The sequence below is a fragment of the Terribacillus saccharophilus genome (genome assembly GCF_002272745.1).
Taxonomy (GTDB): domain Bacteria; phylum Bacillota; class Bacilli; order Bacillales; family Amphibacillaceae; genus Terribacillus; species Terribacillus saccharophilus_B.
Genome location: NZ_NPBD01000007.1, coordinates 165,070 through 183,494, shown reverse-complemented (window position 1 = coordinate 183,494; position 18,425 = coordinate 165,070). Strand labels below are relative to the sequence as shown.

Below are 18,425 nucleotides of genomic sequence, written 5' to 3'. Positions count from 1 at the left end.
AACGTATCGTCACCACACTTTTATTTAGAAATGAATGAAAAGGAAATGCCATCATGCTGACATTTCCTTTTCTGATTATGATTTATTCCTCATCGTACGTGATTTGACCTTGCTCCAAGATACCATCTTCAACTACGGAAGAGCGTTTACCGTCGATATCTAGCAGGAATGAAGGTGCGAATGTAGACTTATGATCCTGGAAGAAACCTCGGTTCGTCATATAGCTAGTTACGACGAAGTCATCCGTTTCTTTTTGCGGAATCACATAATGTGCATACGTCCAAGTCAAATCATTTGGATCTAAGTCCTGATGAAGGACAATACCTGATTTGTTCATTGGCTTATATGGACCGGTTAAGCTGCCAGATACGTATCCAAGCATATAGATGTCTTCATCATCAATGCCATCGATAGTCATTTTGGCACCACGCGTACTTGTGAACAAGTAGAACTTGCCATCTTTCTTGAAGATGTTCGGACGCTCGATCTCATCTGTAACTGTATTGGAAACAACAAGCGGCTTCATTTCTTTTTTCAATGTGTAATCATCATTGATTTCCACAATACCAATTGCACCGTTAGCAAGCTCCGCCGTAGACTTCTTATCACTGTTTTGCAGCTGCTTGAATTCATCTCGGAAGAACTTCATACCATTGCCGTAGTAAGCACGATTATAGAGAGAATTTTCGCCAGAGTAGCCATATTCAGTACCAGTATTTGCTTCGAATACTAAGTACTTCTTACCTTTATCTTCAATGTAATGCGGATCACGCAGTGTGTGATTGTTCGCGAAATTACGATCCTCAAAGGCTTTATTCACATTTTCATATGTCTTCCCGTTACCGCCGTCATAAATGGACTTATAATCCTCTACGCCGTCAACCCGCAAGCTGCTTGCATCCTTTTCAGAGACGTTCACTTGTGCAGTCGTCAATGTTTGTTTACCGAAAATACCTTGGCTTTCATCAAAGCCGCCGCGGTTTGTATAGAACAATCGGATTTCTCCGTCGATGAAGGCAGCCGAACCAGACCATTCCTCTTGCTGACCAGCCAGAATCTTGTCGCCATTGAATTTATCATTATCATCAAATACACGACCGGCATTTTTCCATGCATCAACAGAATCATCGCCTGACTTTTTATAGAACATATAGATGAAGGTATCACTTGCGTCTTTTGGATCACCAGCTAGCCCAAAAACAATTTGGTATCCATTGTAATCTGCCACTGTACCGTCCGGGTTTTGGAGCGGCCATGTGTCCCATACATCCATTTTGACTTCATTACCATTTTCATCAATCTTTGTAGCTGATTTAATATTCTTAATTGAAGAAGCATCAAAGCTAGGAACGGTATACCGTTCGTCCCCGTGCTGCCCGATCATTTCCTTCATGTCTTGACGTGTGATCTGTGATGTGCCATATGAATCCTTGTACGGCTTCACATTTCCACCCTCATTGTTTGCCGAAGCCACTGTCAGACTGCTTCCCAGCACCAACGCTGCACTCAGTGAAACGACACTTGCTTTTAACGCCCGTTTCCGAAATTTCATCCCGTATTCCTCCTATGTATGATTGCTAATCCCGTGTATGACAAGTCTTGGCAAACCTGCCTTACGAGCTCAGTATAGGATAGGAAAACAAAAACAGGGATGGCTTATCTTGATCTTCTTTTTGTCTAAAATTGATATCCACACAAAAAGTCCCTCCTAATAGAGGGACTTCTACACTAGTGAGATGAACTATTTTGCTGCCACGCATGATCCAAGTCCTGCAATGTATCCTGCTTGGACATCTCTTCATTTACGTATTGTTTCAGGATTCGGCCAAAAGCATCCTTCATTGGCGGTGGGTAGGAGGACCAGTTGAAGTTACGGCGATTTTGTTGTTTATATTGTACCCAAGCATCTCCACTCAGGTTTGTTTCGGGCGGCTGAACAGAACGGAAGGCGGAGATGAAGCGAAGCTGCTCTGTTTGATATGCTTGCCCTACTGGCGATTCTGCCATCCAATTCAGGAAACGCTTTGCCTCCCGTTTTTCAGCTGCCCCGGATTGCTTGTTGACGACCCAATAACTCGGCACACCCGTGACTAGCTGCGCATCTCCTCCGTCATCAAGTGGTATCGGAAACATTCCTGCATCCAAATCCGGAGCTTGTTTTGCCAACAGCGGCTCGACCCAATTCCCCTGCACAATCATGGCTGCCTCTCCTTTTTGGAACGCTTCCATCTCAGCGTAATAATCTGTTGTTGCAGCATGCGGTTTTCCGTAAGCAAGTGTCAGATCCAGAAATCGCAGCATGTTCTGAAAGCTATTATTATCCGTAAAGCTCGCCTTACCTTCTGCCAGGTCCAACATGAACGCTTCGGGATCAGATTGCTCAGAGAAAGCTAAACTTGTTAAATGATGCCCCAGCTTCCATTCCTCGTAATAGCCATTCGCAAAAGGTGTCACACCCGCTTTTTCGAGCTGAGACGCCGCTTTCTCCAGCTCTGTATACGTATCAGGAAGCTCGTTGATACCCGCTTTTTGGAATAACGCCTTATTATAAATAATGCCAAACCCTTCGATATTCATCGGCATACCATACACCTTCCCATCTTCGGTAATGGGATCGAGTGTACCATCGCGAGCATCAGCTACCCACGATTCCTCGCTCAGATCCTCCAAGTAACGAATCCACTCTTCTGTAGCAGTATAGCCGACATTGGTGAAGATATCAGGACCTTCCCCTACTGCCATTTGTGTTTTCAGATCAGAGAAATCATCTGAAATACCACCAACAGTTTCTACTTGGATGCGAACATGCGGATGTGTCTTTTCATATATGCTAACCATGTCCACAAACTCGGCAGCAACCTCCACCTTTGGATTACGAATTGTAAGGCTGACCGTTTTCTCTGCTTGCTTCTTCTCTTTTTCCGGCGGCATACTGCTGGCGGAAAGCAATAGCAAAAGGACTGTAAAAAGACCATAGAACAGTTTCTTCCTCATGATAATTACCGCGCCCCCCGCTCATTACGCTGAGTTCTATATGCAGTAGGCGTTAACCCAATCTCCTTTTTGAATAGCTTAGAGAAATACACTTCATCTTGATAACCAAGCAGCCGGGCTATGTCATACATGGTTTTGTTAGTTTTATCTAACCATTGCTTCGCCTGCTTCATACGGCAATCTGTTACATATTGGGATAATGTCAATCCTGTCTCTTGCTTGAATTTACGGGAGATATGCTCTTTTGACAGGAAAAAGAGCTTTGATAATCGCTCCAGGCTCACATCCTCCATATAGTAGCTCTGCACATAAGCGACAATGTCCTGGCCGCGCTGTTCACTTTCCAGCTCTTCAAGTCTTTTGATTGTGCGATAACGATGCTCCGCTAGCTCCACTGTAAGATGCTCGAATACGGTAGAGATCTCTTCCAGAGCATGCAGCGTTTTTTGGACAAGCCGCACTGGTAAATCCAAATGCTGACGCAGCCAATTCTCTATCTGTAGCCAATGGTCAGCTGCAGACAGAACGATGTATATGTTCTCCTCCTGCCGGAAACGGAATACATCACCAATTGCATATCGATGCAGCTCATGCCTTAAGGTATCCAGTATTGGGGCTGGCTGATGCATATGATAAAAAGACAGCAATGTAATATCGATCTTTTCTTTCTGCGGCAAAATTTCCTGTAAGATGGAGAAATCGTTCAGTTCCCCAGTACATAATGCTGATACTTGCTGTTCGAGAAGAAGTCGCCTGGCATCCCCCAGAACCTCCGCTTCGTTTTCCAAAGACTGCTTGTCCGCGATGATGGCTTGCGTCACGTTCTCCAACACCTTTGTAAAAGCCTCCGGATCGATTGGCTTCAGCAAATAATCAAAGCTGTTGAACTGAATAGCCTTCCGCATGAACTGGTAGTCATCATAACCCGTTACAAGGATGCATTTTCCTCGGAATTCAGCAGCATGCAGCTGCTCCATCAGTTCGATTCCGTTCATACGCGGCATCTTGATGTCAGTGAAAATGATGTCCGGCTGCTCCGATGCAATCAGCTCAAGCGCCTCTTTCCCGTCACTCGCCTCTAGTAGAACAGTTATTCCATTCTGTTCCCACTCACCAAGCGTACGCAGCACCTCACGCCCATTTCTTTCGTCATCCACGAGTAACGCCTTCATACTTCTGACCTCCCTGCTCCTCTACCGGAATACAAATCGTGACCCCAAACCCTTTTCCGTCTAAATTATCAAGTTGAAACGCTGCCTTATCACCATGATGTAGATGCAGACGCTCCGCGATATTTTGCAGACCTGTTCCGCCAGCAACTCCCTCCCGCAGCAGCCGAATCTCTTCAGCACTTACTGTTGCACCGTAGCTAGTCGCGCTGAATACCAGCAATCCGTCTCTTTCCATTCCATTTAGGATAAAGCTGCTTTTATCTCGCATAGTTTCATAGCTATGCTTAAAATAATTTTCAACAAGCGGCTGCAGCAGCATGCTCGGTATCCTGTATTCCTGTATGCTTTTCTCCACTTTAATAGTGATTGGTAAATCTGCTCCGAAACGTTCCTTTTGAAGCATAATATAGGAGTCGATGTAGCCAAGCTCCTCCCGCACCGGTACGAGCTGATCGGCCTGCAATGCATACCGCATCATTTTGGATAAGGATACGAGCAGCTTGTACACCTCCCGGTCACCTGACCGCAGTGCAACAGCTCCGATGGATTGCAATGCATTAAAGAGAAAATGTGGGTTCACCTGTGATTTGAGCATTCTAAGCTGACTCTCTCTCGCCTCTAGCTCAAGCTTATATTCACGCGCGATATGAGAATCAATTCGATTCAGCATCTCCTGCATATGCGCAGCCAGATGTCCAATTTCATCCTTCCGTTCTGTTTTAAGCTGAACGTTCATCTGGCCGCCCTCTATGGATCGCACCTGCTCACTTAATGTAATAATCGGTTTTGTAAACACACGCGAAACGACGAGGACCAGTACAGTCCCTAAAAGCACAACGCCAATACCTAACACAATATTCGTCCAGGCAGTCTCCCTCGCATCACGGAACAACTCATCCTTTGATGTAACCTTGATCAGTTGCCAGTCTCCTAAAGGTTCACCCAGTTCCTCCCGAAGGACAATATTCTCCCCCTCCTCCGATAATTGAGACTCGTCCATAATATTGCCTATCTGTTTCAAATCCTTGCTGTAGACGATCTCTTCATTTCCATTCACAAGCAACACCTGAGTCCCCGCTTCTCTTGTGACAGCCTCAAGCAGGCGCGAAAAAGATGATACCTCTATATCGGTCGTCAGGAAACCAAGAAATTTCCCGCTCAGGACATCCGTTATTCTATGGTGGATCGGCAGCACGACTGTGTTGTCTGATTCCGGAACGATTGCCACCTTGTCTTCATTCACCAGCTCATGCGGGGTTTCCAGCATGTAGGATTCCTTTAACTTGTTCATCTCCCCGAATGGCAAATGCTCCAGATAATCCGGAGCAGGCTTTGGAGCACTGACATTTGATTGGTAAACAGTCAGTGACTGCTGATCTTGTTGAAAATAAAATCGCAGCTGCCGGATATCCGGCCGAGTTGCCGCGTAAGTCTCCACACTATTTTCAAATGCCCGCACATGTTCTGTCGTTTCCGCCAGCATGCCATTCTTCAGTACCTGCTGCACCTCCGGCATATTGAACAAGCTGTAAGGTAGCCGGACCATCTCTTCTGCGTACTGCTCCAAATCCGCTCTGCTCTCGTTTAGCTCCTCTCGGCTTCTTGCCAAATCCCGCTCCTCGATACTCGATTTGCTATTCTCATAAATAAAAATTACAAAGAGAAAATAAGGCAAAATGATTAATAAGAGCAACATGATGAATAACCGAGTCCTAATGCTCATGAATGCCCTTCCTTCCATACCGTCCGTTAAAATAGTCAAACTCACCCTATAACATGCCCAATCGACCGTCAATCCAACTTAAGTTATACCAAAAAGTCCCGCTAGACAGCGAAACACCGATTTTACTTCCTCAAATGAACTCCTGCAGCCCGTAAATCCCGATTTGGAAACCCTATCAAACATTTAATGTTAAAACACTGGATAAAAGGGAACAGTGAACATGGAGTATTTTTTCAGCTAAAAAACGAATCAAAGGAGTGGCAAATATGAACGACAAGCAATTTGATATCATTAAAAACGGTAAAGGCTTCATCGCAGCCTTGGATCAAAGCGGAGGCAGTACACCGAAAGCATTGGCAGAATACGGTATAACTGAAGATGCTTATTCAAACGAAGACGAGATGTTCAAGCTCGTCCACGACATGCGTACACGTATCATCACTTCCCCTTCATTTAACAAAGACAAGATTCTAGGAGCTATTCTATTTGAACAGACGATGGACCGAGAGATCGAAGGCAAACACACTGGCGACTATCTTTGGGAAGAAAAAGGAATCGTACCTTTCTTAAAAGTCGATAAAGGCTTAGAAGAAGAAAAAGATGGCGTTCAGCTCATGAAACCAATTGATAATCTGAACGAAACACTTGGCCGCGCTTCCGAACGAAATATTTTCGGAACGAAGATGCGCTCCGTTATCAAGGAACCTAATGTCAGCGGCATTAAGGCTGTTGTTGACCAGCAATTCGAAATCGGAAAAAGTATCATCGCAGCTGGACTTGTCCCAATTATCGAACCAGAAGTGAATATCCATAGTGAGGACAAAGAAAAGTGCGAAGAAATTCTTCGAGACGAAATCTTCCGCCACCTGAACGACTTGACTGAGGAAGAAAACGTGATGCTCAAGCTCTCCATCCCGACGAAAGCGAATCTATACAAAGAACTGACCGAGCACCCACGCGTTGTCCGCGTTGTTGTTCTATCCGGCGGTTATTCCCGTGACGAAGCAAATGAAAAACTGAAGGAAAATGAAGATCTGATTGCCAGCTTCTCTCGCGCATTAGCAGCAGAGCTAAACGCAAATCAGTCTCAGGCTGATTTTGATGCAGCATTGAAGGATGCGGTAGATACGATTTATGATGCATCTGTTAATAAGAAGTAATAACAAGGCCGGAAAGCTGCAGCTTTCCGGCCTTATCTTCGTTTTATTCACTTTCTTTATCCAAACCTTTACACTTGATCATTACATGCATTCATATTATCGATTGTACGAGAGCCACCGTCCAATGAAGACACAAAAAAATCAGGAATAAGCTCAACCCTCCAATAAATAATATCAGTAAGACCATCCGGATATTAATAAGGTTTTTATCAGCAAGACCCTTCTTGAATAGAAATCTAATCAATTTGAATAACAACCAAATCAATACACAACTAACTGCTAGAACTAACAGAATGTATACAATATCAGCAATTAAATAAATAGCATCCAAAATAGCAGGATTCCAATTATAATAATAAAACAGGTCATACCCGTATAAATCCAGTATCACTAAGACTGCTATAAGTGGTACCATTATGTATGCAGTTCTGCGTTCCTTTCTTCTGCTCTCTTCCTTATATCTTCGTATGCTCTCTTTCTGCCACTTAGATGGGCCTGGCCTATTTTTCTTTCTTTTTTTTGTTTCTCGCCAATGTAAACCCTCCATTGATAAGCAGTAAATACACAAAAATTTCCATATGTAATACTAATATATCAAGAATGGATAAGAGTTAGAATATGTCCTTTTTCACATTCCATAATAGACTTTCACTGAAAATGCCTCCATGCGGGAAATGAATCTCAAAAGACATATCCAGATTAACCGATAAGAATTCCAGTTGACGGAACAGCTGCTTGTTTCTTACACTAAATCCGATACATAATTTGGAAATACAAGAAGGCAGACCTTAAGGAGAGATAGCATTTTAATTTTCTCCTCTTATATAGACTTTTCAGGATAATTTGTATCTGTCTCTAAAAGCTGTGTAATTAACCACTCTCTCTTCTTATTTTAAAGTTCTTTAATAGAGTTTGATTTTCAATCTATCAAGGTTTTATAGTCTTATCTTGCCAGCAAAAAATGCCAGAAACGCTATAGAAGCTCTGGCATTTCTTATTTAATCCTCAGACATGATGCCCAGGAATCGCAGTAAGTTCATGAACAGGTTGATAAAGTCCAAATACAAATTCAGTGCCATTAGCGGAATCATCTCTTCTGTAACATGGTTCCTCGCCATTTGATTAAAATCATACAGGATATAAAGCGAAAATACGACAGAGCCAATGCCCGAGAAGGCCAATAGTGTCGCATCACTATATGGAACAAAAATTCCGATCAAACCTGTAACGATCAACGCAATCAAGGCCACAAACAAGAATCCCCCAAGGAATGAGAAATCTCTTTTCGATTTAACCCCTACCAGCGCCATTACTCCAAAGATGACAAACGTCGTCGTGAAAGCATACAGGACAATATTGGCTCCACCAATTGAAGCATAATACGCTACTGCCGGGTATGTCGTGATACCTGAAATGATGGCAAAGATATAAATGAACGTATAGCTGACAGCCTTCTTCCTTCTAAGCCAGAAGGCAGCAATCAGCATACCTAATTCCACTATGATTAATGGCAGAATGAGAACAGGCGGCACAAAATGACCAGCATATATTCCGAGCGTTGCCAACAACAGCGTCATCAAGAATGTCTGCAGCACCTTCTGCATGATTGTTTTTTGATTTGATATTGCGTATTCCAAGTTCATCTCTCCAGTTTCTAAAGATATTGTTAGGTTGTATACGCTACATTCTTATAAAGGTTTCAAATTTAATGTCCGTAAAAGTAATAAGTAAACTAATAACTAATCCAGCTTATTGACTTCAAATTGAGCCAGTTCTTTTCCGCCTCTTGTATCGCTTTCTTTATATACACCTATTAAAATTCGATAACATAAAAATACCCTGAGATGACTTTAGCACCTCAAGGTTCAGCTTTGTTTTCAGCTACTATTCTATTGTTCATTATACAGGTTAATTAACTCGCCTTTAAAATCATCATACATTGAAAATGCTTCCTTTAATATCTGTTCTAATTCTTCATAACTGTTATAAACGGGCTTTTTTATTCTTTCCTTTGGATCAACCAAAAATCTAGAGTAAACACTCCAAGGACTACCTAATCTAACCTCATCATGATGATAAACTACCCAAATAAACTCTGTCATTCCATATTCTAAAATTATATTAAACCATATCTTATAATTTGGTGATTCATCTAAGACTCCTACTTTGAAAAATTTCTCTTTCTTATCAAATTCAGCATCATATCCCAGCTTCTTAATTATTGCTTTTACATCTTCTATATCATATCTTTCGAGCTTATCATCTACATCATTAGAATTATTTTGATATTTTCCAGATAATAATTTATATCTATCAACAAATTTAATTTTTTCCAAAGCAACCTTGATTTCAGGTTTCATCTCTAAGCTCATTTTCTACTCCTCCATATATCTTAATTCTATTCCGTATTCTTTTGCTATTTGTTCGTACCTTTCAATATCCACAATATTCTTATTCGTCGCTGGTATTTCCAATATTAATTTTCCTTCTAATTGCCTACCATCTAAATCCGGATATGCATTTGAACGAATTTTTGTACCCGCTGAGTATTTTGTATTCATTTCTTTTAGATATTCTCTATAAGTTTTTTCATCGATTGTGTCTAGATCAGTTGCTTTTCTTGAGATTATCTCTTCAGCAAAAGGGTCATATGAATCTAGTCTTTTTCCATTTTCCAGATGAATCTCATGATAGTCGTATATATCTCTACTTCTTACAGTTTTATTAAACTTATTTCCTCTCGCCATAGGAGAATCATTTAACCAGTAATCTCTTGCTTCTTTCCATTCTAACCTATCTCTAGGAGGTTTACCTTCTTTAGCTTTTCGCGCAAGGTAAATTGCGTAATTGGATTCTAAGCTCTGATCAATAAACCTTCCACTAGAAGTAAGAAGATCACTATTCGTTCCCTTAGAAGATAGCCCAAGACTATTCACTACCTTCACAGTGCTCTCTTCCAGTTTATTAAATTTACCAGGAGATGCAAACATCACTCCGTTATCCGTTACAGCGCCAACTTGAGGAAAAACATTTAATACTCTAGTAATACCCGCATCTCCCATTTGCGCGATTCTAACGGCTTCTTCACCTAGTTTGTTTTTTAGAATGTTTGTAGTATTAGTAACCGTGTGAGCAGCACTCCTTAATCTTGTGGAAGTCTGCTGACCTGCTGTCTCTACTAATCTCATTACCTGTGACGTTTGACTAGCAATGTTATCGGTGAGGGAGGAGCTAAGCTTAGTTTTATTTAACAATCCCCCAAAATCTATCACCTTGCTTGTCGTACGTGTCGTTCCAGCAAAGCTGGTCACCGCATTCCCTATTGGCAGGACATCAAGCGGCGCAAGTAAACCCCTCGTCCATCGTTCCGAAGTGTCTAGCTCTCGTCCAGAAGCCCAATCCTGACCAGAAATAGCACTTCCCATCTCCACCGTCGCATAAGCTGCTCCTAGTACAGCACCAGCTGGCGGGCAAACAACTGTCACACCAACGATAACGACTAAAGCTGCAATGTTCACCCAAAACTCTTTTGTAAACTGCCCGTCCTCAATGGATTCGTATTCAAAGGCACGTGTATTGACGGCAGCGGTGCGGTAATCTTCGTAGCTGATGTCTTCATCCGGGTTCTGCACTTTCCATTCCTCAAAGGAAGCCTTAATTTGATCGGCATAATAGTTATCTCCGCTCAGTATATCATCGATGTTGATTTCTGTTTTCTCCGTTTCGTATTCTTGATAGGAGCCGTAATAAGAGATAGGTATCGTTTCCGTCGCACCGATATGGTTCGAGGTCGTGTAGTTGGAGATGGAAGAATCTCGTACTTTCTGGACAAATGCATCGATATCTTCATAAAATGGCTGATCGATTGTATCCTCTACAATATCCCCTACATTTCCACTGAAATCCTCCAGCACTTTGAAGTCCTCGAACAATCGCTGATACTTATCCTTATCGCTTGTATAAGAGAACGAGACAACACCATCGGAATCATACTTCGCCACCTTCTCACTTGCTTCGTCCAAGTTGTCAGTGATGTCCTTCATCGTATCAATCATGCCTTTGCCCCAGACACCAAGACCAATCAAGTTACGCAGACTATCTTTTGTCTTATCCCATTGACTGCTTCGGTATTTTACATCCACGCATTACACCTCCAATGCATCGATGATTTTCAAGGCGATAGCTTCGTCTGTCTCGATCATCGTGTTCAGCGTTTCAATCACCAAGGAGGAGATACGTGCGTAGTGATCCTGCAGCTCCATGAACTTTTCGTTCGCTTCGGGATAAGCTTCGATTGCTTCCATCGCTTTTCCTTCTTGATAAAATTTCGTGTTTTTAATATTCTCGATTGCAGGCACAGCGTTCGACTGTAAATCCTCCATTATAGCCATGAGCTGCTTATAGATATCTGTAATCTCTATCGGATCAACCGTGATTTTACCAGTAGTCGCCATCTATCTTACCCCCTCTTTTTGTCGATACGGGAAGTCCAATGCATCAAATAACACCTTCATAAACCAGTACTGGCTTGCGTGATAGTACTGCTTCTCAGTCGTATCAATCATAATCAACTTGTCGTCCATAGAGAGCACAAGCCATTGCTGATAGTGATTCGGATTGCTGGCGATCTGCGGCTTCACGCGAGGATGAAAAAGTTCAATATTGGCGATATCATTGGTCACACCGAGCTCATTGATCGCAGCCTTTTCCTCATCTGGCAGCTCGCGCCGCAGGAAATTTGTTTCTCCTTCGGCAGGTTCACGGTTCAGAAGCGGGACTTTTTCGCTGAGGAGCTTCAGTACAAGCGGCTTGGCCATCACATAGAGTTTGTACGTCTTCTCTGCCGTCTCCACGAGAATGATCACTTCTTCCGCCTGCTTCTCCCGGAACGCGAACATGAGGTTGTTGATCCGCACATATTTTTGGCTGAAGAAGTATTCATACAATGTCTTAATGATTACAGCACCCGATTTCGTCAGTTTGCCTTCTTCCGTGAAAATACCTTTTTGAATCAAACGCTTATGAGCCCGGCTCCAAGGTTCCTCTCCCTGCAGCTGATAGATTTTCTTATCAGGCAAACCAAATAAAGCCTCCGCATCAAAGGCCGCAGCGAGTAAATAGAGCTCGGTTACATGAAAGGTATCTATATCTGTCTGCGTCATAGGCTTTTCACTTCCTTCACCAAGTTATGGTTTTGGAAATCAGATTGATAGTTCTCTATATTATCCAGCGCTTTCTTTTGTAAAGAAGCAGCATCCTTAAGATCAGCATGATACTGAAGCAGCAGCTCCAAGTAAGCCAGGAAGCTGTCACGTGACTTCCCTTCCCAATTGGATCCTTGTACGAGCGAAAGCAAGGTTTCTCCTTGTGCATAGGTATTATCAAGGGATTCCTTCAGCTTTGCTGCCGATGACTTGGCTGTTTCCAATTCAGCTTGATCGATCAATAAATCCTTCGCCATAGCTTAGTCCTCCTTCGCTTCTTCCATGGCTTTACGCTTATAATGAAGATACCGTTCGTATGCTCGATCACTCGCCGTGACGAGCTTACTTCGATATTCTTTCTCGTTATCCAAGTATTCCGTCAGTTTTTTATTAAGCCGTTCCTGCGCCGGCATAAAGTCATTACTCGGAATTGCATCCTGCGCCATACATGGCACAGTACCTTTATAGGAAGAAAAATAAGACTCCGCTTCGCTTACTAGCTTGTCATGTTCTGCTTTCACTTCTTCCAGCTCGTTATACAACTTAAGGTAGTCGTCTCTTTTTGCTTCCGTGTCTGTCTTGAACCATAAAAACGCCATTTTCTCAGTCCTTCCTGCCTCCAGATTTGCAACCTATATCCCAGCAAGTTAATTAAAAATACATTTATATCCACTTATCTTCATTCATTCTATTATGAATCGCGCCTGTATCAACGACCCACTCTTAAAATGCGTCAAAGTTACTAACAAGAAAAATGCAGATTCAAGTCTTTTGTTATACAGAGATTGAAGTAATACAGGAAAAAAGATACAAACATCCAATAAAACAACAAAAGCCAGTGAATATGTACTTCAAAGGTACTCACTGGCATAAGTTATCTACGTTGAAACATCACAAGCAGATTCATATTTTATTACTTATCATTTATTAACTGGAACCAATTTTTCGATCCATAAATGATACAGACAAAAAAGAGCACAACTGCCACTGCAGCTACTATGGGTGCAATCATGACACCTATAATCAAGCAGACCATGGCAGCTATAAAAAGAAGTAATGCAGTCATATTGATTCTTACCTCCACATTAGGCTCATCACCAAGGCTGATAGTCGTACCCTCATCATTGCCGAGTTTTGCAGTATGCTGCCCATCTACATATAAAGCAACCCTAGCTAATCCACCCATCATACCTGTGTTACGTTTCACATGAATCGCCATGCGTGATCGCTCCTATCCTATGGTAAGGGCATCAATTGCTTTAGCCACTGTCTGTTCAAATTTCTCGAGGGAATCCACAGCATCTTGGCTTGCCTCTACATGCTGCAGAGCCATCTGCTGATATTCTTGTATAAGACTATTCAGCGATACATTAATATCATTGATCTTAGCCTGGACATCAAGCATCTCTCGACCACTGCCTTTATCTAATTTTCCAGATTGGAAATCAGACACGGAATTTCGGAGGTCCGTCAGTTTCTGCTGGACAAGATCTGCTTTTAATTTAATCTCACTCATGACTGCAGTTCCTTCTTCCTATCTGCACGCAGCCGATCTAATGAACTTTGTTTCGTTGCCATCTGCATCTGACATGAATCAATCTCAGCAACAAGCATACCCTTCGCCTGTTCTAGAGACGCCAGAACTCGTTGCACTTCATCTTGAGACACATCAGTAAAGCTAGCCGACAGCTCTCCGTTACGGAAAGCATCAAACTTATCAGCAAGTTCTCCCCTCCACGTCTGGGCTGTCAAATCGATATCCCGCCAATATTTCCTGCTTTCTTCATAATCTCCTTGCAGACCGGAGATTTCCGAGATCGCACGTTCAAGACGCCGCACTTCTTCTTGCTTTTGGAGCACTTGCCCACGCAACCCATTGATTGAACTATTCATACTACGGATTTGACTATCTATGGAAGCTAATGACATTCTGATCATCCTCCTTGCTTTACATCACCGCTCAATAACTTATCAATACTACAGTAAAGGATTTCCAGCAAAAAATCTGTAAGACTTCTGCCTTGTTTTTCCAAAATACGACCGAATTGTAATGGTAAAAAGGTTGTGAATTTCAGATATGAAACACACCGTATCTAGCTTCGTACCATGTAAAACTCTCTATTGGTTCGGAAGATTATTCGAACTCCGCATCCTTATTAGAATTTTACCCCTCCCACATGCACACTTTTTTCCCGTTCTAAATTATCTCAAATCAAATTTATGTAATTATTTGTAATATTTATCCACCAAAACGGGTAATAGGTTAGCGTTCCAAGACAAGAAATGAGCATATAAAACTATTTCCCTAGTCACAGACGGTAATTATTTGAGGAAAAAGGTACTTAATACTCTACAAATTGGAAATTAAATTCGTTAGGGTAAAAATAGCAGTTTTTATGGAAAGGAGCCCTTCCATGAGCGGAGAAATAAAAATTAACCAAGCCGAGGCTCAAAAAGGCATCCAGGAAATGAGCGATGCCCTGCAAGCATTACAAAAACAGCTCGGCGAAACTATGGACGGTAATAGAGACATACGCATGAGTGACGTTTACAACGAAATCAAGCAAGAATACGAAAACCTTCTCGGTCAGTTCATTACGCTGTTTCAAGATAACATAGCAGCGACGGAAGCAGCAGTACAGGAGCTAGTCGAATTAGATCAAGCACTTGGCAATAACATCGCTTTAAAGTAAACAAGCGAGGAGGAAGTACGTTGAAAGAGTTCGCAGTAAAGGAAATTCACAAAGGTATAGAAACGTCCAAGATAGATTTAGACGTGCTTTCCGAACAACTATCAAACCTGCAGCAAAAAGTCAAGAATCTCTATAGCTTAGATGATGCTTTAAAAGGAGAAACAGGCAAGGCTATCCGTTCTTACTACAACGAAATTCACACCCCCTTTCTCACCTTCCTGCTTCAATCTATGGAAGATTATAAAAACAGGCTGGAAAATATGAAGAATGACGTTCAAACCTTCGAATCCAGCCATCAAGGATACATAAGTGAAGACTTTTTAGACAATGAGCTGCACCCCGGACTAGATAGAGCTAAATCAAAAGTTGCTAGTGTCTCAGAGAATATGAATCAAGTATTATCTAGTGTGGCGGATATTAGGTTTGTAGCACAAATTAGTTATTCTGACTTTGAAACGTATATTGAAAAAGGCAAACGCCAGATAGACGAAGTGATTACTGATCTAGGCGAACTCGATAGTAAACACGCATCTCACCTGCAAGAAACACAAAGTGATCTAGATACAATGAAAAAGTATCTATCCGAAATGACAACCGGATTAAGTAGTGGCGCTATATCGATAAATGACTTCAATACCGTATCCCTGCAGGATATGGATGCTTATCAAAGCGTCATTCAGCAAAGTTATGGAGACGGAAATGTAGAGATTACCGAGGATAATATTAAGTATCTTCCTATGGCTGCGATTGCAGCTGCAAAAGATCACAAGTCAGATGGTATGCATGAGAGCTTTCGTGTCTTATTAGATCATGCTCTAACAGATCTCCAGCAGGGGAATATAACACGAGAAGAATATTATGATATATACACGCTTGCATCGAAAACGAAAGTCACGTTACAAGAAGAGGAATTGGAAGAAGATGTCCCTGATTCCGTACTTGATTACATTAATGAAAATAAAGAAAAAATGCAAAAAGACTTTTCTAATGATTTTCTTGCCAATGTCTTGCAACAGGTTGGAAGGACAACAACAAAACTCGGCGGATTTATCACTGTTATGACTGGCACCAAAGGCCCTGATGTACCCAATACATTTGTCATGGTAAATCCAAATACAGCAGGCTTCACAGACTCCCTAAAGAATACTGGTCAAGCAATAACGAATAGCGGGAAATGGCTTGGTAGAGGAATCATGGCAGTTGGTTTTGGAGTAGGTATGTATGAGGATATGAATCAAAAGGATAAAAGTTTCGGAGAGGCTCTAGTTCACAATTCAGCTTCTCTGGGCCTAGGTTCAGCAGGCGCATTTCTTGGTACAGCTGCAACAGCATTCTTGTTAGGTTCAAATCCAGCTGGATGGGCTGTATTAGGTGGGGTTGCAGTTAGTGCAGTGCTTGTAGGTGGATTCAACTACTTTTACGATAATAATATATTAGGACTACAGGATGGTTTAGATTATGTGGGTGGTAAGATAGATCAAGCATGGGAAAGCACAAAAGATGCCGCAGGCGATGCCATAGATTCCATAGCTGAAACAACTAAAGATATAGGAGAAGCAATCAGTAGTGGTTTTAATGCAATTAATCCGATGAATTGGGGATAAAGAAAATATATGAATGCACAAGCTAACTTTGTATACAAAAAAATGCGTTACAATCTCATAACTATCGATAATGACTATTATATCTTAGATAAGGACAATCCAAAGTGGCTTATATATATACCCTTCTTATTTTGGTTTTTCCCTCACAAGGCGTACAAAATTACAAACCAAGACATATTAAATAACGTTGTTAAACGTAGCACTAAAGAAAAAGGCAGTTATGTAAATATACTTGCAATAGCTATCGGTTTAGCTATTGCCAATTTATTAAGACCTATAATGAATCGTTTTGATGTAAATATCTCCATTCCTCTTTCTTTAATAATCATTGGCATTACTACGTTGCTAATACTTTTATTAAGAAGTCATATAAGTAAAAGAAATCAGGAAAATCTATTACGTCATATAGATGGAGCCGATGTGGAAGATACACAATTAATTGTGAAATTTAGAGATTTAAAATTCTTATTAGGATATATACTATACTATATTTTCATTTTGGCTTTTGTCATTGGTATGATTTATGCATATGTCTCTTATGGAAATACAATTATATTAGTGTTCTATATGATTACCTTGTTTTTACTCACTATGGGTAATTTATTTGCTGTTTGGCCTGGGAACATAAAGGTAAAATTTCAGACACAGAATTAGAAGTTATGCTATTTCTTGTCGTATATTAATGTAATTTACGCAGCTAAGATGGTGTTACATACTAATCCACAAAATATTGGAGGAATAACTATGCTCCCAATCGGATCAATCGTCTTTTTAAAAGAAGGTACAAGTAAACTCATGATTCTGAACCGCGGCCCCATTATAGAGTTAGAAGGGGAACAAAAGATGTTTGATTACTCAGCCTCTGTATACCCTCAAGGTTTAGTCGCTGACGCCGTTCTTTACTTTAATGAAGAGAATATTGATGAAGTAGTTTTTGAAGGATTTAAGGATAGTGATGAAGAACGATTTGAGACTTTGTATAATCAATGGCTTAAGGAAAATGAGATTCAAAAAGGCATTGTTAGTGGGCCACTAAAATAAAAGACAAATGAAGCACAAGATCTTCTTGGTGCTTCATTTGTCTTTTTACTAAATCTTTTTTTCTTCTTTATTGACTGCTCTCAAGAGAACTCGGAAAATTAGTAGTGAAATGGCCTAGCAACTAGAAATGAAAGACACTAAAATTCCAAGCACAAGCATATATAATTCATTAGTTTAAACCCATATCTCTCCTATAATTTTAAACTCAATACGCGTAATATAAGCTTTCATCCCTTCCATAATGTTCACAAAAAGTTCACTTATGTCATACCCCCTCCCCTCGATATACTTGCAAGTGCTTTTACACAGAGGGGATGAAGATATTTTGCCTACAACCAAGAAAGAGAAGATTATTTTTGGACTTATGATGTGTGTGGGGATGGTCTTGGGAATGACGATGTATAATTTGATTGTTAATGACTTAATTGGTGTGATTTCTCTACAGGGAATGCTTCTGCAATTCGCAATGGGATTTGTCATTGCTTTCCTATTAGAGTCCTTTATTGTTGGTCCGCTTGCTCATAAAGTCGCATTTTCACTACCTTTTGATAAATCCAAGCGGCTACCGGCAATTTTGGTGCTTTCCTGCTGTATGGTTGTCGGAATGGTGCTTTTCATGTCCGTATTCGGACTTGTTTCTTCTTATGCCGCCAATGGGTTAGATGGCTCATCATGGCTTAGTAGCTACGGAACAATTACACTGAAAAACTTTATCTTCGCGCTGCCTTTACAGCTTCTTATTGTTGGACCAATCGTTCGTTTTGCATTTAGGAAATACATTCAGGGCAAGCCGGCGGTACAGGCCAGCCAAGCAGGTTAAAATAAATAAGAGAT

Annotated in this window: 20 protein-coding genes; 6 read left to right on the top strand and 14 right to left on the bottom strand. The window is 41.3% G+C overall.

Annotated features, from left to right (window positions below; translation table 11 throughout):
* Window positions 1-82: 82 nt before the first annotated feature.
* The 4 genes from CHH58_RS08205 to CHH58_RS08190 all read right to left on the bottom strand — a co-directional run bounded on the left by CHH58_RS08205 (window position 83) and on the right by CHH58_RS08190 (window position 5,889).
* Entirely contained in the window at window positions 83-1,552 is a 1,470-nt protein-coding gene (locus CHH58_RS08205; protein WP_095262355.1) for a glycoside hydrolase family 68 protein, read from the bottom strand.
* Window positions 1,553-1,728: 176 nt separating this feature from the next.
* Window positions 1,729-2,994 (bottom strand): ABC transporter substrate-binding protein, encoded by a 1,266-nt coding sequence (locus tag CHH58_RS08200; RefSeq protein WP_095227466.1) that lies wholly within the window; start codon window positions 2,992-2,994, stop codon window positions 1,729-1,731.
* Between the two features lie 5 nt (window positions 2,995-2,999).
* Window positions 3,000-4,166, bottom strand: coding sequence for a response regulator (locus CHH58_RS08195; protein ID WP_095262354.1), 1,167 nt, complete (start codon window positions 4,164-4,166; stop codon window positions 3,000-3,002).
* Window positions 4,144-5,889 (bottom strand): sensor histidine kinase, encoded by a 1,746-nt coding sequence (locus CHH58_RS08190; RefSeq protein ID WP_170937563.1) that lies wholly within the window; start codon window positions 5,887-5,889, stop codon window positions 4,144-4,146. Before CHH58_RS08190 ends, CHH58_RS08195 begins: the two co-directional genes overlap by 23 nt.
* Before the next feature lie 266 nt (window positions 5,890-6,155).
* Between CHH58_RS08190 and CHH58_RS08185 the strand changes: the two genes are divergently transcribed.
* Window positions 6,156-7,049 carry a fructose bisphosphate aldolase gene (locus CHH58_RS08185; protein ID WP_095262352.1) on the top strand — a complete coding sequence of 298 codons (894 nt, stop codon included), beginning with the start codon at window positions 6,156-6,158 and terminating at the stop codon, window positions 7,047-7,049.
* A gap of 998 nt (window positions 7,050-8,047) precedes the next feature.
* Here CHH58_RS08185 and CHH58_RS08175 read toward each other — a convergent pair.
* From CHH58_RS08175 to CHH58_RS08130, 10 genes are all read right to left on the bottom strand, one after another.
* Entirely contained in the window at window positions 8,048-8,686 is a 639-nt protein-coding gene (locus CHH58_RS08175; protein WP_430980832.1) for a Bax inhibitor-1/YccA family protein, read from the bottom strand.
* Window positions 8,687-8,938: 252 nt separating this feature from the next.
* Window positions 8,939-9,421, bottom strand: coding sequence for a hypothetical protein (locus CHH58_RS08170; RefSeq protein ID WP_095260225.1), 483 nt, complete (start codon window positions 9,419-9,421; stop codon window positions 8,939-8,941).
* Window positions 9,422-9,424: 3 nt separating this feature from the next.
* Entirely contained in the window at window positions 9,425-11,191 is a 1,767-nt protein-coding gene (locus CHH58_RS08165; RefSeq protein WP_095262350.1) for a hypothetical protein, read from the bottom strand.
* Between the two features lie 3 nt (window positions 11,192-11,194).
* Window positions 11,195-11,503 carry a hypothetical protein gene (locus tag CHH58_RS08160; RefSeq protein WP_095235385.1) on the bottom strand — a complete coding sequence of 103 codons (309 nt, stop codon included), beginning with the start codon at window positions 11,501-11,503 and terminating at the stop codon, window positions 11,195-11,197.
* Window positions 11,504-12,211, bottom strand: coding sequence for a DUF5081 family protein (locus CHH58_RS08155; RefSeq protein ID WP_095262349.1), 708 nt, complete (start codon window positions 12,209-12,211; stop codon window positions 11,504-11,506). It lies immediately after the preceding gene.
* Window positions 12,208-12,510 (bottom strand): WXG100 family type VII secretion target, encoded by a 303-nt coding sequence (locus tag CHH58_RS08150; protein WP_095260223.1) that lies wholly within the window; start codon window positions 12,508-12,510, stop codon window positions 12,208-12,210. Before CHH58_RS08150 ends, CHH58_RS08155 begins: the two co-directional genes overlap by 4 nt.
* Before the next feature lie 3 nt (window positions 12,511-12,513).
* Entirely contained in the window at window positions 12,514-12,852 is a 339-nt protein-coding gene (locus CHH58_RS08145) for a chorismate synthase (RefSeq protein ID WP_095227446.1), read from the bottom strand.
* A gap of 314 nt (window positions 12,853-13,166) precedes the next feature.
* Complete coding sequence (locus CHH58_RS08140; protein ID WP_095262348.1) at window positions 13,167-13,472, bottom strand: hypothetical protein; 306 nt, start codon at window positions 13,470-13,472, stop codon at window positions 13,167-13,169.
* A 12-nt stretch (window positions 13,473-13,484) separates the two neighbouring features.
* Complete coding sequence (locus CHH58_RS08135) at window positions 13,485-13,769, bottom strand: YwqI/YxiC family protein (RefSeq protein ID WP_095227442.1); 285 nt, start codon at window positions 13,767-13,769, stop codon at window positions 13,485-13,487.
* Window positions 13,766-14,182 (bottom strand): YwqH-like family protein, encoded by a 417-nt coding sequence (locus tag CHH58_RS08130; RefSeq protein WP_170937562.1) that lies wholly within the window; start codon window positions 14,180-14,182, stop codon window positions 13,766-13,768. Before CHH58_RS08130 ends, CHH58_RS08135 begins: the two co-directional genes overlap by 4 nt.
* Window positions 14,183-14,667: 485 nt before the next feature.
* Between CHH58_RS08130 and CHH58_RS08125 the strand changes: the two genes are divergently transcribed.
* From CHH58_RS08125 to CHH58_RS08105, 5 genes are all read left to right on the top strand, one after another.
* Window positions 14,668-14,946: a YwqI/YxiC family protein gene (locus CHH58_RS08125; RefSeq protein ID WP_095262347.1), complete on the top strand. Its 279-nt coding sequence runs from the start codon at window positions 14,668-14,670 to the stop codon at window positions 14,944-14,946.
* 20 nt (window positions 14,947-14,966) lie between these two features.
* Window positions 14,967-16,550 (top strand): LXG domain-containing protein, encoded by a 1,584-nt coding sequence (locus CHH58_RS08120; RefSeq protein ID WP_095262346.1) that lies wholly within the window; start codon window positions 14,967-14,969, stop codon window positions 16,548-16,550.
* 9 nt (window positions 16,551-16,559) lie between these two features.
* Window positions 16,560-17,204 carry a DUF443 family protein gene (locus CHH58_RS08115; protein ID WP_095262345.1) on the top strand — a complete coding sequence of 215 codons (645 nt, stop codon included), beginning with the start codon at window positions 16,560-16,562 and terminating at the stop codon, window positions 17,202-17,204.
* A 90-nt stretch (window positions 17,205-17,294) separates the two neighbouring features.
* On the top strand, window positions 17,295-17,591 hold the full coding sequence (locus CHH58_RS08110) for a DUF4176 domain-containing protein (protein WP_095232093.1): 297 nt from the start codon (window positions 17,295-17,297) through the stop codon (window positions 17,589-17,591).
* 325 nt (window positions 17,592-17,916) lie between these two features.
* Entirely contained in the window at window positions 17,917-18,411 is a 495-nt protein-coding gene (locus CHH58_RS08105; RefSeq protein ID WP_095262344.1) for a hypothetical protein, read from the top strand.
* Window positions 18,412-18,425: the final 14 nt, after the last annotated feature.

Bases quoted from the DNA above. Each gene is read 5' to 3' on its own strand.
- CHH58_RS08160 (WP_095235385.1), bottom strand. From the start codon at position 11,503: ATGGCGACTACTGGTAAAATCACGGTTGATCCGATAGAGATTACAGAT.
- CHH58_RS08190 (WP_170937563.1), bottom strand. From the start codon at position 5,889: ATGAGCATTAGGACTCGGTTATTCATCATGTTGCTCTTATTAATCATT.
- CHH58_RS08145 (WP_095227446.1), bottom strand. From the start codon at position 12,852: ATGGCGTTTTTATGGTTCAAGACAGACACGGAAGCAAAAAGAGACGAC.
- CHH58_RS08195 (WP_095262354.1), bottom strand. From the start codon at position 4,166: ATGAAGGCGTTACTCGTGGATGACGAAAGAAATGGGCGTGAGGTGCTG.
- CHH58_RS08140 (WP_095262348.1), bottom strand. From the start codon at position 13,472: ATGGCGATTCATGTGAAACGTAACACAGGTATGATGGGTGGATTAGCT.
- CHH58_RS08155 (WP_095262349.1), bottom strand. From the start codon at position 12,211: ATGACGCAGACAGATATAGATACCTTTCATGTAACCGAGCTCTATTTA.
- CHH58_RS08205 (WP_095262355.1), bottom strand. From the start codon at position 1,552: ATGAAATTTCGGAAACGGGCGTTAAAAGCAAGTGTCGTTTCACTGAGT.
- CHH58_RS08115 (WP_095262345.1), top strand. From the start codon at position 16,560: ATGAATGCACAAGCTAACTTTGTATACAAAAAAATGCGTTACAATCTC.
- CHH58_RS08200 (WP_095227466.1), bottom strand. From the start codon at position 2,994: ATGAGGAAGAAACTGTTCTATGGTCTTTTTACAGTCCTTTTGCTATTG.
- CHH58_RS08125 (WP_095262347.1), top strand. From the start codon at position 14,668: ATGAGCGGAGAAATAAAAATTAACCAAGCCGAGGCTCAAAAAGGCATC.
- CHH58_RS08170 (WP_095260225.1), bottom strand. From the start codon at position 9,421: ATGAGCTTAGAGATGAAACCTGAAATCAAGGTTGCTTTGGAAAAAATT.
- CHH58_RS08130 (WP_170937562.1), bottom strand. From the start codon at position 14,182: ATGTCATTAGCTTCCATAGATAGTCAAATCCGTAGTATGAATAGTTCA.
- CHH58_RS08150 (WP_095260223.1), bottom strand. From the start codon at position 12,510: ATGGCGAAGGATTTATTGATCGATCAAGCTGAATTGGAAACAGCCAAG.
- CHH58_RS08110 (WP_095232093.1), top strand. From the start codon at position 17,295: ATGCTCCCAATCGGATCAATCGTCTTTTTAAAAGAAGGTACAAGTAAA.
- CHH58_RS08185 (WP_095262352.1), top strand. From the start codon at position 6,156: ATGAACGACAAGCAATTTGATATCATTAAAAACGGTAAAGGCTTCATC.
- CHH58_RS08135 (WP_095227442.1), bottom strand. From the start codon at position 13,769: ATGAGTGAGATTAAATTAAAAGCAGATCTTGTCCAGCAGAAACTGACG.